The organism is Promicromonospora sp. NPDC060204 (genome assembly GCF_042728455.1).
In the GTDB taxonomy this organism is placed as follows: Bacteria; Actinomycetota; Actinomycetes; order Actinomycetales; family Cellulomonadaceae; genus Promicromonospora.
This window is the reverse complement of sequence record NZ_JBHWZO010000176.1, coordinates 1-12900: the sequence shown is the minus strand read 5'-3', so window position 1 is coordinate 12900 and position 12900 is coordinate 1. Positions and strand designations below refer to the sequence as shown.

The window sequence follows — 12900 nt, the reverse complement described above, 5'->3', positions numbered from 1 at the left end:
CGCCCGGACCGCGGCGCGCCGTCACAGGCTCTTGGCCGCGGCGATGTCCTCGCGCGTCCAGTCGGGCAGCAGGTCGTCGTAGAACTCGGCGACCTCCTCGGCAGGTGTGTCCTCCGGCGTCCTCCCCGAGAACCCGGACTCGCAGCCGGGGGCCGGCATCTTCCAGACGCCGCCCGCCACCAGCTGCGCGCCCACCTGCGGGAACCGGTCGAAGTCGCACCGCTGCCCGTAGTCGCCGCACTGGACGCGGCCGCCGTCACCCAGGTCGGCGTACGACGCCACCTGCTGCACGTCGCCACCCCGGCGCGCCTGGGCGAACCCCGACGTGCAGTCGATCGACGTCCAGCCCTCCGTGGACTCGTCGCCGCCGGAACCGGTCTGCAGGCCCGTCATCGACACCTTGGCCAGGGCGAACGTCGCCGCCGCCTGACCGGGCTCAGCCCGCTCGACCTGCTCGGCCTGCTCGACCTGGACGCCGTCGAGGCTCGTGTCCACGAACGACGAGCTGCCCGACGGCGACCGGAACACCGACCCGAACAGCACCGCCCCGTCGAACTGCGAGCCCTCGAGGTTCCCGCCGATCTCCGCCGCCGGCGCGAAGAGGTTGATCGCCGAGACGTCCGCCAGCGACCCGTCGACCAGGAGGGCGCCCGTGAGGTTCGCGCCGTCCAGCCGCGCGCCGGTCAGGTCCGCCCCGGTGAAGTCCGCGCAGGTCTCGACCCGGTCCCGCATCCAGCCACCGGCGGCGTCGTAGTGGACCGGGCACCCGAGGTCCATCCCGGAGAGGTCGGCGCCCCGCAGGTTCATCCCGCGGAACGGCTTGACCCCCTCCGGCGCGTCGCGGATCGTCTCGCGGATGAAGGTCACGTTGGCGAGCACCTGGTCCCGCTCGGCGCGATCGGCCTCGACCGCCTGGGTCCGGCTCTCCCGCTCGTCGTCGATCCAGGCCTGGTAACCGGCCAGCAGCATGCCGACCACGAGGCTGGAGACGACGCCGATCGTCACGTCGATCAGCCACCGGCGGTCAGGTCTCTCCCGGGTCGGCGGGGTGTCGGAGGGCGGCTCGGCCGGCCCGGGCGAGGGCTCGGGCCGCGGCGGAGCCTCCTCGAGAAGTGCGTTCATCGCGTGCGCTGTCTCCAGTCATTTCGAACAAAGCGGACACAGCATGCCCAAGGGTCCGGGGCCGCGCAACGTAAGTCGGGTGCGCCGGGGACCGGCGAGATCCGGGGGCGAGACGGCGCTTGACTCCGGTAGGTTCCGGGAGGACGCTGTGACAGATATCGTCGCAGTGTCACAGCGGCACGGGGTCGCAGCAGGGGGAAGCATGGTCGACAGCTCCAGGCGCCGGGACGCGCTGCTCGACGCCGCCGTCGTCCTGCTGCTGGGCCGCGGCTACGACAAGCTGACCATGGTCGACGTCGCCGAGGCGGCCGACCTCAGCCGGACCATCGTCTACCGCCATTTCGCCTCGAAGCGGGAGCTGGTGGACGCGGTGGCGGCCCGCGCCCTGGCCGACTACGCCGTCCGCTGGCGCCGGGGCCTGCGCGACGAGCCGACGCCGGGAACACCCGCGAGCATCTACCGGGCGGGGTTCCGCGTGGTGGCCCGCGACCCGCTGCTCACCGCGATCGCCACGCGCGACCGCGACGTCTTCGGCCGGTACCTGCGCGACCCCGCGGCGACCATGCCCGGTCCGGCAGGTCCGGGGTTCCTCGGCGACTTCCTCGCCCTCCAGCAGCAGGCCGGCGTGATCCGCGACGGCGTGGACCTCCCGTCCGTCGCCGTCGTCCTGGAGGCCCTCACGGCCGCGATCATGACTGCCATCCAGCAGCACCAGGGCCGGCCGGACAGCCCTTCGCCCGAGGCGTTGATCGACACGGTCACCGAGATGATCGACCGGATGCTGACGCCGGACGAGCCGGACACCGCGGCCGCCCTGGCGTTGCTCGACGGCCTGCTCGACCGGCGCTAGCCCGTCCTATCCACCTTCGACGAAGGACGACCATGCAGATCACGATCCTCACCGCGGGCTCGCGCGGCGACGTCGAGCCGTTGCTCGGCCTGGCCGTTGCGCTCCGCGACCAGGGCCACCACCCGACCGTCGTCGGCTCGCCGGACTTCGCGGAGCTGGCGGCGTCCTACGGCACGGAGTTCGAGCCGTTCGGCCCGGTGCTGCCGAAGTACGCGGACAACCCGGAGCTCGTCGACCTGGTCGAGTCGGGCAACATGCTGCGGTTCATGGCCTACGGCGCCAAGACCCGCAAGCAGATGCTGCCGCAGATCATCGACGACATCTGGCGCGCCACGAGGCACAGCGAGGCCATGCTCTACAAGGGGCCGACGGCGCTCTACGGGTACAGCGTCGCGGAGAAGCTCGGCATCCCGTGCGCCGACCTGCAGTTCTTCCCGGTCACGCCCACCCGCGAGTTCCCGACGTTCTTCCTCGGCGACGGCCGCAGCCGAGGCGCGCTCCTGGACCGGGCGGGCTGGTGGGGCTCCGACCAGATGATCTGGCGCACCATGCAGCAGCCCGGGGTGAACCGGCAGCGGCGCGAGGTGCTCGGCCTGCCGCCGCTGCGCACCAACGCGCGCGTGCTCCAGGACCGGCAGAACATGCCGCTGTACTACGCGTACAGCCCGCTCGTGCTGCCCCGCCCGGCCGACTGGCACCCCCGCATCCAGGTCACCGGCTACCTGCCCACGAGCGCCCCGGCCGGCTGGGAGCCGCCCGCGGAGCTCGTCCGGTTCCTGGACGGGGGCGAGCCGCCGGTGTCGTTCGGCCTCGGCAGCGTGCCGACGGCGCAGCCCGGCCGGCTGGTCGACGCCTTCCTGGAGGCCCTCGACCGCACCGGGCGCCGCGGCATCCTGATCGGCGGCTGGGCGGAGCTCGGCCGGGACCGCGAGCTCCCCGACCACGTGCTGCGCCTGGATTCCGCCCCGTACGACTGGCTGTTCCCGCGCCTCGCGGCGGCGATCCATCACGGTGGCGCCGGCACGACGGCGGCGGGCCTGCGCGCCGGCATCCCCACGATCCTGACGCCGGTGGCCGTGGACCAGTTCAGCTGGGGCCGCCGCGTGGCCGACCTCGGTGTCGGGCCGGAGCCCGTGCCCGTCAAGGTGCTCGACGCCGACCGCCTCACCGCGGCGCTGACCCAGGCGACGTCCGACGACGCGATGCGCGAGCGGGCCGCCCGCCTGGGCGAGCGGCTGCGCCAGGAGGACGGCATCGGCCGGACGGCGGAGCTGTTCACGGACCACCTGCGCACCGCCAGGGCGCCGGCGGCCCGCTGAGCGCGACTGGCGAACCCGCCTACCGGACCCGCTGCCGCGCGAAGGCCTCCGCCGTGAAGGCCTCCACGGCGTTGACGACGGCCATGAACCGCGGCGACCAGTACAGGTCGAAGCCGTGGTGCGCGCCCGGGAGCTCGGCGTACACCACGAGGTTCCTGGAGTCCGCGCGGAGCCGCTCGGCGAACCGGCGGGCGTCGGCGACGGGCACCAGCGAGTCGTGGGTGCCGTGCACGACCAGGACGGGCGGGGCGTCGGCCGGGACGTTCTCGGTCGGCGAGGTCTCCGGGCGGCCGTCGAAGTACCGGCCGAGGTACCCGCCGAGGGACACCACGGCGCTCACCGAGGTGTCGGCGTCCTCGAAACCGGGCTGGTAGGCGGGGTCGCCGTCGGTGAACGCGGCCATCGCCGACATGTGCGCGCCCGCCGACGAGCCGGACAGGACGATCCGCTCCGGGTCGACGCCCCACTCGTCGGCGTGCGCACGGACCCACGCGACCAGCCGCTTCACGTCCACGAGATGGTCCTCGAACGTCGCGGCGGGGCGCAGCCGGTAGTTCGCGCTGAGGCAGACCCAGCCCCGCTCGGCCAGGCGGTGGAGCATCGGCAGGGACTGGGAGCTCTTGTGGCCGGTGGTGTAGTAACCGCCGTGGAAGTGGACCAGCACCGGGGCCCGGGCCCCGGTCGTCGCGCCGCGGCGGCGGTAGAGGTCCATGCTGTTGCGCCTGCCGAAGGGCCCGTAGGAGAGGTTCGTGACCCGCTCGACCGCACGGGGGCGCACCGCGAACGGGAAGGCGAGAACCCGCCAGAGCGGGAGCCGGCCCGAGACGTCGATCGGGCCCATGGCCCGCCGCAGGACCGGCAGCGTCGCGACGCCGCGCCAGACCTGGAGGCCCAGGCAGGCGGCCGCGAGCACCGCCGCGCCGATCGCGACGGGAGAGGCGAGGTCGCCCTCGGAGACCGCGAGCGCCGTGCTGGCCCCGAACGCGAGGGTCGCGAGGACCGGCAGCTCGTTGATCGACATGCTGACGAAGAAGGCCGGTGTGCCCACCGACATCGGCACGCGCGGCAGGCGCAGCACCGGGAACGCGAGGACGGCGAGGCCGATGAGATAGCCGACGGGGATGCTCATGGCGCCCAGTCTCCGGGGCGCGGAACTCGGACACATCGGTCGGCAGGCGACGGCCGCCCTGCCGCAAGGACGGGATGCCCCCTACTTTGGTCGGTCAGCGCCGGCGGTAGGCCGTGGCCAGGACCGAGACCGTGACCTCGGAGGGCAGGGTGTCCTCGTCGTCCAGGTCCGCCTCCGTGACGTGGCGCGCGCTCGGCGTCATGAGCACGAGGTCGACCGCCTCCTGCCGGGTCAGGGGCGTCGTGTACTCGACCTCCTCGGCACGCGCGGCCTCGAAGTACGGGTCCAGCGCCTGGTGCAGGCGCTCCTCCTTGTCCGGGTCGACGGTCACCATGCCGGCGACCTGGCTGCGCAGCTCGGCCAGGTGCCCGCCGAACGGCCGCACGACGACCAGCGTCCCGCCCGGGCGCAGCACGCGGTGGAACTCGGCCGGGTTGCGCGGCGCGAACACGTCCAGCACCACGTCGACCTGCTCCGACGCGATCGGGAACGGCCGGAAGACGTCCCAGGTCGCGGCCGCGGCCCGCTCGTGCGCCTTGGCCGCCGTCCGCAGAGCGTGCGCGGAGGTGTCCAGGCCGAGGCCGACGGCGCCGGGCATCGCGTCCAGCACGCCCGCGAGGTAGTAGCCGGTGCCACAGCCGACGTCGACGACGGTGGCGGGAGGCCTGGCGCCGTCCGCCGCCCCCGCGGACTCGCCCGCCAGGTCGGCGACGGTGTCCCGGATCGGGGCATACCGGTCCGCGGCCAGGAAGTCGCGGCGGGCGCGCGCCATCGGCCCGTCGTCGCCGCTGGTCGCGCGCGTGCCGGTCAGCAGGCTCACGTACCCGTGCCGGGCGACGTCGAAGCTGTGCCGGCGCGGGCAGCGCAGCGCGCCGGGCGCCGTCGCGAGCTCCGCGCCGCACGACGGGCAGCGGAGCAGCGGGAGGATCGGGTCGAAGGCGGCGGGAACGGCAACGGGCACGGTCGGTCTCCTGGCAGCGGTGGGTGGGCGGGTCGCGCTAGACGCGGTCCTGCGGGACCGGGTTCGCGGCCCGGCCCTCGGCCGACAGGAGCAGCACGACGGCGTCCGGCCGCAGCCCGATCGCCTCCCGCCACCCCGGCTGTCCCAGCACGAGCCGGGCGGCGGCGAGCGTCGCGGCGCCGCACGGTCCCGCGTCGACGCCGGAGCGGGCCAGGTCGTCGACGGCGGCGGCCGCCTGGTCGTCGGAGACGGTCACGGCGCCGTCGAGCCCGTCCCGCAGCACGGGCCACGCGAGCGCGGAGACCGTGCCGCAGCAGAGCCCGGTCATGATCGTGTCCCCCACCGGGGCGGTGACCGGCCGGCCCGCGCGCAGGGACGCGACCAGGCCCGCGGCGCGGTCGGGCTCGACGGCGAGCAGCGTGCCGCCGCCGGCCGCCCCGCCGTTGGCACCAGAGGCGCGGTAGTGGCTCACCACGGCCTGGGCGAACGAGCCGACGCCGACCGGGACGATCACCAGGTCCGGCCCCGCGACGCCCAGGGCGGCGAGCTGCTCGTCGGCCTCGACGCACAGCGTCCCGTAGCCGTCGACGATCCACTGCGGGATGTCCGTATACCCGGGCCACGAGGTGTCCTGCACCAGGACCGCCGTCGGGTCGGCGGCGGCGTCGGCCGCGGCGCGGGCCACGACGTCGTCGTAGTCGCCCTCCGACTCGACCGTTTGCGCGCCCTCGGCCGCGATCGCCTTCTTGGCGGCCTCCGTGATGCCCGGCGGGTAGTAGATCGTCGCGGCGGCGCCGATCAGCGCGGCGACATGGGCGACGGCGCGGCCGTGGTTCCCGTCGGTGGCGGCGTACAGCCGGACGTCGGTGCCGCGGACGGCGTCGCGCACCGCGTCGAGCGAGACGGTCGCGAGGCCGAACCGCTCCCCCAGCACGCGGGCGATCGCGTAGGACGCGCCGAGCACCTTGAAGGCCGGCAGGCCGAGCCGGCTCGACTCCTCCTTGACCAGCACCCGCCCGACCTTGAGCTCCGCGGCGAGACGCGGCACGTCACGCAGCGGCGTGGGCGCGTATCCGGGCAGGGTGCGGTGGAAGTCGATGGCGGGCACGTTGACGATTGTCCCCGACACCCCGCCCGGAGGCCGACCCGTCAGAGCAGCCCGACCGCCGCGAGCGCCGTCGCGGCGACCCCCGCGAGGGTGCGCACGTGGTTCCACGCGGTCCAGGGCCGCCAGTAGGCGCGCCAGGCGGCGGCCTTGTCGTGGGCGGCGAGCAGCTGGTTGTTGAGCGGAACGTTCAGGGCCATCGTCACGCCGAAGGTGCCGATCAGGTAGACCGCGGCGGCCGCGAGGATCCAGAGGCCGCCGTCGTGGCCGTCGACGAGACCCCAGATGCCGGTGGCTGCAGGGACGAGGAGCGCGCCGAAGAAGATGCTCATGAACGCGGGCATCGGCGCGGTCTCGTTGATGCCGTTCATCGCCTCTCCGGCGGCCTCGTCGGAGGCGCGGGCGAGGCCGCTCATGACGAACGACGAGAACCCGAAGAACACCCCCGCCGACAGGCCGAGCAGCACGACCGAAACGACGGCGAAGATCGTCCAGATCATCCGGGCCTCCAGGTCAGCGCGGCGGTGCGGTGGTCGTCGACAACTCTTCCACGAACGGGCCTGCCCCTTCCAGACCTTCGCCCACAGGAGAAACGGCGTCTGTGACAGACGGATAACAGATCGGGCACACCGGACACGTTTCGCCCACGGAGTGTCGGTGTGCCGTGGAACACTTCGAGCCATGCTCGAAATTGCCACCGGTAGCGGACTCGCCTTGTCGGCGGGCCTCAACGCATGGATCCCGCTCATCTTCCTCGGCGTGCTCTCGCGCTTCACGGACCTCGTGGAGCTGCCGAGCACGTGGGCGTGGCTGGAGAACGGCTGGGTGATGGCGATCCTGGTCGTGCTCCTGGTGCTCGAGTTCGCCGCGGACAAGATCCCGGTGCTCGACTCGATCAACGACGTGGTGCAGACCGTCATCCGCCCCACCGCGGGCGGCATCGCCTTCGGCGCCGGCTCGATGTCGGAGACGGCGACCGTCACGGACCCGGGCGCGTTCGTGCAGTCCGGCCAGTGGATCCCGATCGTCGCGGGCGTGGTGCTCGCGCTCGGCACGCACGCGGCGAAGGCCGGCGGGCGCGTGGTCGCCAACACGGTCTCGGGCGGCACGGCGGCGCCCGTGGTCAGCGCGGCGGAGGACGCGACGAGCATCGGTGTCTCGTTCCTGGCCGTCCTGGCCCCGCTCGCGATCATCCCGGTGCTGATCCTGTTCGTGGTCGGAGTGATCATGCTGATCCGGAGCCTGGCCAAGCACCGACGCGCCCGAGCGGCGGGACATGGCGGTGGGGATGCCTACTACGTCTGAGGTCCGGGAGATCCAGCGGGCCCGGCTCACCTCGGTCGGCCTGGGCACGCTGGGCCCCGCACTTTCCGCCGACGACGGCGCGGTGGCCCGCGTCGTCGCCCGGCTCGGCGCCGTCCAGTCGCAGGAGCTGCACTCCTCCGCGTGGGGTGTGGCGCAGCGCCTGGCCGCGCCCGCCACGCTGGAACAGGTGCAGGCGGCGCTGGCCGACGGGTCGATCCTGCGTACCCACATCCTGCGTCCCACCTGGCACTACGTGGTCCCAGAGGACCTGGCGCCGCTCATGACGGCCACCGCGCCCCGGGTCCGCAAGGCCATGGCGTCGACGGAGAAGTCCTACGAGTTCGACCACTCGCTGCTCCCCCGCCGGCACGCCGTCCTCGCCGACGCGCTGGCGGACGGCCCGCGCACGCGCAAGGAGCTCGGTGTCGCGCTCGCCGAGGACGAGGGCACCCCGCTGGACGCCTGGCACCTGGGCCAGGTCATGATGCACGCGGAGCTGGACCTGATCGTGGCGAGCGGCCCGATGCGCGGCAAGCAGGCCACCTACCGGCTGCTGCCCGAGCAGAAGTCCTGGGACGAGGACGCGGCCCGCGTCCACCTGGCGCGCGCGTACGTGCGGGGGCACGGACCCTGCCGCGCGGAGGACGTCGCCTGGTGGGGCACCCTGACCAAGTCGGCGGCCCGGGCCGCGGTGGCCGACGCCGGGCTGACCCGCCACGAGATCGCCGGCCTGACCCTCTGGACCGACGGCGACCTGCCCGAGCCGGCCCCGGAGGGCACCGCCCGGCTGCTCTCGGTGTACGACGAGTTCTTCTGCCACGACTTCAAGAGCTGGCCCTCCCTGACCAGGGACGGCATGCCGAGCCGCTGGCTGTACACCGGGCTGGTGGCCGTGGACGGGCTGATCGCCGGCGGATGGTCGCGGGTGCTCAAGGCCCAGACCGTGGAGATCACCGTCGAGCTCACGGACGAGCCCTCGGCCACCGCGTGGGCGGCCATCGAGGCCGAGGCCGCGCGCTACGGGGCGTTCTGCGGGCTCGAACCGACGCTGGTCCGCGGCACGGTGGGCAAGGGCACGATCGGCTGACGGGGCCCGGGGATCCCCTGCCCGGCGCGGCGGGGTGGCGTGGTCCGCGGCATCGTGGGCAGACTCCGCACATGACTCGCATCGCCGTCGAAGGCCAGGCCAAGCGCACCCATCCCGCCGAGCGCGGGACCGTCAACCTGCACGTCGCCTTCTCGGGCACGCTCCGCAACGACGTCGTGGAGCAGGTGGCCCGCACCCACACGATCCTCGTGGACCAGGCCAAGGCGCATGTCGCTTCAGGCGCGGCGGAGAAGTGGGACTCCGCCTCGGTGCACTCCTACGTCTACGACGACCGGGTCAAGAACTCCGAGACGGGCGGCAAGCAGCGGATCCGGCGGTTCCGGGCCTCCGCGCGGCTGTCGGTCACGTTCCGCGACTTCGAGGTCCTGTCCACCTGGCTCGCCGACATCATGGACGTCGAGGGCGTCGAGATCGACTGGCTGAACTGGACCCTGACCGACGAGACCCGCAAGGCGCTCCAGGCCGAGGCCCGCGTCGAGGCCGCCGGCGAGACCGTGGTGCGCGCCCAGTCGTACGCCGACGCCCTGGGCCTCGGCCCGGTGGCGCCCGTCGCGATCTACGAGGCCGGCCTGCGGGGCGGCAACGACGGCGGTGGCGCCCCGATGTACGCCATGCGGGCCGGCGCGATGGCCGCCCCGGGCGGCGGCGCCCAGGTCGAGCTGCAGCCGCGGGACATCGACGTCGAGATCACGCTGTCCGCCGACTACGAGACGGGTCCCGTCGCCGAGGGCTGAGGCAGCACGCCGGCGGCGCGCAGCCGGTCGAGCACCAGGGCGTGGGGCACAGCGGTCGCCGTACCGCGGTGCCCCACGGTCGTGTTCGTCATGAACAGCGAGTTGAGCAGGGCCTCCTCGACGGCGTCCATCGTCGCGGCAAAGACCGGGTCCAGGTCGCCGTCGTCCACGCCGCCCGGCGACGGCGCCCCCGGCGTGCTGAACGCCAGCGCGTAGTCGCCGCTGCCGCCCGCGAAGTCGGAGCCCACGCGCGCCATCGCGAAGACGGCCCGTCGCGCGACCCGGCCGAGCTGGCGCGCGTCGAGGGGGGCGTCGGTGGCGACCACGATCATGCAGGAGTTGCCCTCGGGCTGGAGGCCGTTGGCGGCCGGTTCGGCGCCGTCCGCGGCGGGGGCGCCGTCCGGGGCGGGCCGCGCTCCGCCGTCGTCCGCCCTGATCGGGACGCCGCGCACCGTGAGCGTGCCGGAGAAGTTGGACTGCACCAGCACGCCCACCGTCCAGCCGCCGACGGCCCGCGACGACGTGCCGATCCCACCCTTGAACCCGAGCGCCATGGTGCCCGTGCCGGCGCCGACGCAGCCCTCGCCGGGCAGGTCGGACGTCGCGCCGTCGAGGGCGGCAAGCACGTGCGCCTCGGTGATCGGCCGGGCCCTGATGTCGCTGAGCCGGCCGTCGTTGGTCTCGCCCACGACCGGGTTGAGCGTGCGCGTCTCCTCGTGACCCGGCCCGGCGAGCACGTGCGTGACCAGCGCGTCCGCGGCGCGGAATGCGCTCAGGGTGGCGGTCAGCAGGATCGGCGTCTCGATCGCGCCCAGCTCGGCGACCTGGGTGGCACCGATCAGCTTGCCGAACCCGTTGCCGACGAACAGCCCGCACGGCAGGCTGCTCCGGCCCCGCTCCAGGGCGTCCGGCACGATCGCCGTGACCCCGGTGTGCAGGCGCGGCGGGTCCACGATGGTGGTGTGCCCCACCCGCACGCCGGGCACGTCGGTGATCGCGTTCAACGGCCCCGTGCGCAACGGCCCGACCACGATCCCGAGGTCGCGCACCCGCCGAGGCTGCCGGCTGCGGTTCGTCATGCCTCCAGCATCGACGATCCCGGAGGTTCGTCGACTCCACGTCAGGTCCCGGCGTGTCTCGGCCCGGCGCCGTCGCCTGATCTCATCGAGCAGGCCGCGGACGCTGTCGTCGAAGGATTCCCGCCCGCCCGCCCGCCGTCTCGACCGCCAGACCGCGATGCCGGGTCTCCCGCCAGCGCTTGGCACCGTCCATCAGCAACCCACCCTCACCCCACGTTCCGAGAAAGGCTGTCAGTTCTGCTGGGCGCGCGCAGGCCGCAACCGCATTCGTTGCGTATGCGCAACAGCCGGCGGGTCCGCTCGAGGGCCGGCTCCTGCCGCGCGACAGAATGGCCGTGTGCGCCTCGATGCCGATGTCTGCCGGTCGCGGTTCGCCGCGGCCCGGCACGCCTACCTCGCCACGGCCGACGCCGACGGCGTGCCCCAGCTCGTGCCAGTCACGTTCGCCCTGGTCAGCACCACGGAGGGTCCGGTGCCGGCAGCCGCCGACGACGAGATCGTCGTCGCCGTCGACCACAAACCCAAGACCACACGGGACCTCAAGCGCCTGCGCAACATCACGGAGAACCCGCACGTCGCGGTGCTCGCGGACCGGTACGACGACGACTGGGCCCACCTCTGGTGGGTGCGCGCCGACGGTGTCGCCGCCGTCGAGCACGACGGCGCACCCCGGGAGACAGCGCTGGACGCGCTCGCCGCGCGGTACCCGCAGTACCGCGAGCGCCGCCCGGACGGGCCGGTGATCCGGGTGCGGGTGACCCGCTGGTCGGGCTGGGCACACGGCTGACCCGCACGCCGGGGCCCGACCGATCCGCTTTGAGGCCCGACTTTCTCCGCGTTGAGCAGTTTCAATTCGGAGAAAGTCGGGCCTCAAAGGGAAGTGCCCGGGTCAGACCCGGCAGGAGCGGGTCAGACCCGCTAGTAACAGGTCAGACCCACTGGACGAGCTGCCACACGATCCCGTTGGGGTCGGCGAACTGGCAGTAGCGCTCGCCCCAGGGCTCGGTCTCGGGCGGCGTGACGACCTCCGCCCCGGCGGCGGAGATGCGGGCGAACTCGGTGTCGAGGTCGTCCACGACGAACGCGATCAGCAGACCCTGGCCCGCCGGGCCGGCGATCCGCTCGGGCTTGAACGTGCCGAGGCCGACCCGCAGGAACACGATGTTGACGCCGGCCGAGTCGTGCTGCAGCGACACGAACCCGTCGTCCGACATCGCCTCGGTGAACCCGAGGTGCTGCTTGGCGAACTCGGCCGACGCGGCGACGTCGGGCACGTTGAGGGACAGGGCGGTACCGGTGATCTTCAAGCTGACTCCTCGCATCTCATAACCTTGTACGGCGTACAACGTAAGATGGTTGCAGAATGTTCCCGGCCCGTCACCCCGATTCCTGGAGACCCGATGCCCCGCGAGCTGATCGACCTGCTCTGGCGCGATCACCCGGCCGCTCCGCGGGGCGGCGCGCGGGGACCCCGGGCCGCCGTCACGACGGGTGCGGTGGTCGACGCCGCGGGCACGGTGGCGGACGCCGAGGGCCTCGCCGCCGTCACGGTCCGCCGGCTCGGCGACGTGCTCGGCGTCTCGGCGATGTCGGTCTACACGCACGTCAACAGCCGCGACGACCTGCTGGCGCTGATGGCCGACGCCGCCTTCGCGCGCATGCCGCGGCCCGGGTACGGGAGTGCCGGGTGGCGCACCCGGGTGCGGCGGGTCGCCGACACGAACCTCGCGCTCCTGACCGAGCACCCGTGGCTGCTGGAGATCGACGACGACCGCACGGCGTTCGGGCCCGGCACCATCGCGAAGTACGACCACGAGCTGCACGCGCTGGACCCGCTGCCCCTGGACGACGTCGCCCGCGACGCCGCGCTCACGTTCGTGCTCGACTTCGTCCGCGCCGCCGCCCGGGCCCAGCGGCCGGACCCGCGGGCCGACGAGCTGCCGGGGCTCTGGGGGCGGTGGGCCGGGCGGCTCGCCCAGTACCTCGGCGACGACCACCAGCTCGCCCAGCGGGTCGGCGGCGCGGCGGGCGAGGCGATGAACGCCCCCTCCAGCCCGGCCCACGCCTGGACCTACGGCCTCAACAAAGTCCTGGACTCCCTCACCCCACCCCCCACTCGTTGAGTGCTGGGGATTTTGGCGGTTGGCGGCCCGCACCCCCCCAAAATCCCGCCCAACCACAACGGGGC

The 12900-nt window shown here is 73.6% G+C and carries 14 protein-coding genes; 7 read left to right on the top strand and 7 right to left on the bottom strand.

Going from position 1 to position 12900, the window contains the following annotated elements:
- Positions 1–21: 21 nt before the first annotated feature.
- Positions 22–1122: a pentapeptide repeat-containing protein gene (locus ACFWEJ_RS20100; protein ID WP_377230963.1), complete on the bottom strand. Its 1101-nt coding sequence runs from the start codon at positions 1120–1122 to the stop codon at positions 22–24.
- A 202-nt stretch (positions 1123–1324) separates the two neighbouring features.
- On the opposite strand from ACFWEJ_RS20100, the gene ACFWEJ_RS20095 reads away from it, so the two are divergent.
- Positions 1325–1972, top strand: a complete 648-nt coding sequence (locus tag ACFWEJ_RS20095; RefSeq protein ID WP_377230962.1) for a TetR/AcrR family transcriptional regulator — start codon at positions 1325–1327, stop codon at positions 1970–1972.
- A 32-nt stretch (positions 1973–2004) separates the two neighbouring features.
- Positions 2005–3291 (top strand): glycosyltransferase, encoded by a 1287-nt coding sequence (locus ACFWEJ_RS20090; RefSeq protein WP_377230961.1) that lies wholly within the window; start codon positions 2005–2007, stop codon positions 3289–3291.
- A 19-nt stretch (positions 3292–3310) separates the two neighbouring features.
- Here ACFWEJ_RS20090 and ACFWEJ_RS20085 read toward each other — a convergent pair whose 3' ends face one another.
- From ACFWEJ_RS20085 to ACFWEJ_RS20070, 4 genes are all read right to left on the bottom strand, one after another.
- Complete coding sequence (locus tag ACFWEJ_RS20085; RefSeq protein ID WP_377230960.1) at positions 3311–4420, bottom strand: alpha/beta hydrolase; 1110 nt, start codon at positions 4418–4420, stop codon at positions 3311–3313.
- A 94-nt stretch (positions 4421–4514) separates the two neighbouring features.
- Positions 4515–5381 (bottom strand): putative RNA methyltransferase, encoded by an 867-nt coding sequence (locus ACFWEJ_RS20080; RefSeq protein WP_377230959.1) that lies wholly within the window; start codon positions 5379–5381, stop codon positions 4515–4517.
- 37 nt (positions 5382–5418) lie between these two features.
- The gene (locus tag ACFWEJ_RS20075; RefSeq protein WP_377230958.1) at positions 5419–6489 is read right to left on the bottom strand and encodes a diaminopropionate ammonia-lyase; all 1071 of its coding nucleotides are present in this window, start codon (positions 6487–6489) and stop codon (positions 5419–5421) included.
- A 41-nt stretch (positions 6490–6530) separates the two neighbouring features.
- Positions 6531–6986, bottom strand: a complete 456-nt coding sequence (locus tag ACFWEJ_RS20070) for a DUF1772 domain-containing protein (RefSeq protein WP_377230957.1) — start codon at positions 6984–6986, stop codon at positions 6531–6533.
- 181 nt (positions 6987–7167) lie between these two features.
- Here ACFWEJ_RS20070 and ACFWEJ_RS20065 point away from each other — a divergent pair, with 181 nt between their 5' ends.
- From ACFWEJ_RS20065 to ACFWEJ_RS20055, 3 genes are all read left to right on the top strand, one after another.
- Positions 7168–7791, top strand: coding sequence for a DUF4126 domain-containing protein (locus ACFWEJ_RS20065; protein WP_377230956.1), 624 nt, complete (start codon positions 7168–7170; stop codon positions 7789–7791).
- Positions 7775–8878 carry a winged helix DNA-binding domain-containing protein gene (locus tag ACFWEJ_RS20060; protein WP_377230955.1) on the top strand — a complete coding sequence of 368 codons (1104 nt, stop codon included), beginning with the start codon at positions 7775–7777 and terminating at the stop codon, positions 8876–8878. Before ACFWEJ_RS20065 ends, ACFWEJ_RS20060 begins: the two co-directional genes overlap by 17 nt.
- Positions 8879–8949: 71 nt before the next feature.
- On the top strand, positions 8950–9633 hold the full coding sequence (locus ACFWEJ_RS20055; protein WP_377230954.1) for an SIMPL domain-containing protein: 684 nt from the start codon (positions 8950–8952) through the stop codon (positions 9631–9633).
- Here ACFWEJ_RS20055 and ACFWEJ_RS20050 read toward each other — a convergent pair.
- On the bottom strand, positions 9603–10712 hold the full coding sequence (locus ACFWEJ_RS20050) for a P1 family peptidase (protein WP_377230953.1): 1110 nt from the start codon (positions 10710–10712) through the stop codon (positions 9603–9605). The two genes, ACFWEJ_RS20055 and ACFWEJ_RS20050, sit on opposite strands and share 31 nt — an antisense overlap.
- A 337-nt stretch (positions 10713–11049) precedes the next feature.
- Here ACFWEJ_RS20050 and ACFWEJ_RS20045 point away from each other — a divergent pair, with 337 nt between their 5' ends.
- Positions 11050–11499, top strand: a complete 450-nt coding sequence (locus ACFWEJ_RS20045; protein ID WP_377230952.1) for a TIGR03668 family PPOX class F420-dependent oxidoreductase — start codon at positions 11050–11052, stop codon at positions 11497–11499.
- Between the two features lie 142 nt (positions 11500–11641).
- Here ACFWEJ_RS20045 and ACFWEJ_RS20040 read toward each other — a convergent pair whose 3' ends face one another.
- Complete coding sequence (locus ACFWEJ_RS20040; protein WP_377230951.1) at positions 11642–12019, bottom strand: VOC family protein; 378 nt, start codon at positions 12017–12019, stop codon at positions 11642–11644.
- A 93-nt stretch (positions 12020–12112) separates the two neighbouring features.
- On the opposite strand from ACFWEJ_RS20040, the gene ACFWEJ_RS20035 reads away from it, so the two are divergent.
- Entirely contained in the window at positions 12113–12835 is a 723-nt protein-coding gene (locus ACFWEJ_RS20035) for a TetR/AcrR family transcriptional regulator (RefSeq protein WP_377230950.1), read from the top strand.
- The last annotated feature ends 65 nt before the right edge of the window (positions 12836–12900 follow it).

Coding starts and splice junctions, on each gene's coding strand:
- ACFWEJ_RS20055 (WP_377230954.1), top strand. CDS start 8,950: ATGACTCGCATCGCCGTCGAAGGCCAGGCCAAGCGCACCCATCCCGCC.
- ACFWEJ_RS20095 (WP_377230962.1), top strand. CDS start 1,325: ATGGTCGACAGCTCCAGGCGCCGGGACGCGCTGCTCGACGCCGCCGTC.
- ACFWEJ_RS20050 (WP_377230953.1), bottom strand. CDS start 10,712: ATGACGAACCGCAGCCGGCAGCCTCGGCGGGTGCGCGACCTCGGGATC.
- ACFWEJ_RS20065 (WP_377230956.1), top strand. CDS start 7,168: ATGCTCGAAATTGCCACCGGTAGCGGACTCGCCTTGTCGGCGGGCCTC.
- ACFWEJ_RS20085 (WP_377230960.1), bottom strand. CDS start 4,420: ATGAGCATCCCCGTCGGCTATCTCATCGGCCTCGCCGTCCTCGCGTTC.
- ACFWEJ_RS20070 (WP_377230957.1), bottom strand. CDS start 6,986: ATGATCTGGACGATCTTCGCCGTCGTTTCGGTCGTGCTGCTCGGCCTG.
- ACFWEJ_RS20090 (WP_377230961.1), top strand. CDS start 2,005: ATGCAGATCACGATCCTCACCGCGGGCTCGCGCGGCGACGTCGAGCCG.
- ACFWEJ_RS20035 (WP_377230950.1), top strand. CDS start 12,113: ATGCCCCGCGAGCTGATCGACCTGCTCTGGCGCGATCACCCGGCCGCT.
- ACFWEJ_RS20060 (WP_377230955.1), top strand. CDS start 7,775: ATGCCTACTACGTCTGAGGTCCGGGAGATCCAGCGGGCCCGGCTCACC.
- ACFWEJ_RS20100 (WP_377230963.1), bottom strand. CDS start 1,122: ATGAACGCACTTCTCGAGGAGGCTCCGCCGCGGCCCGAGCCCTCGCCC.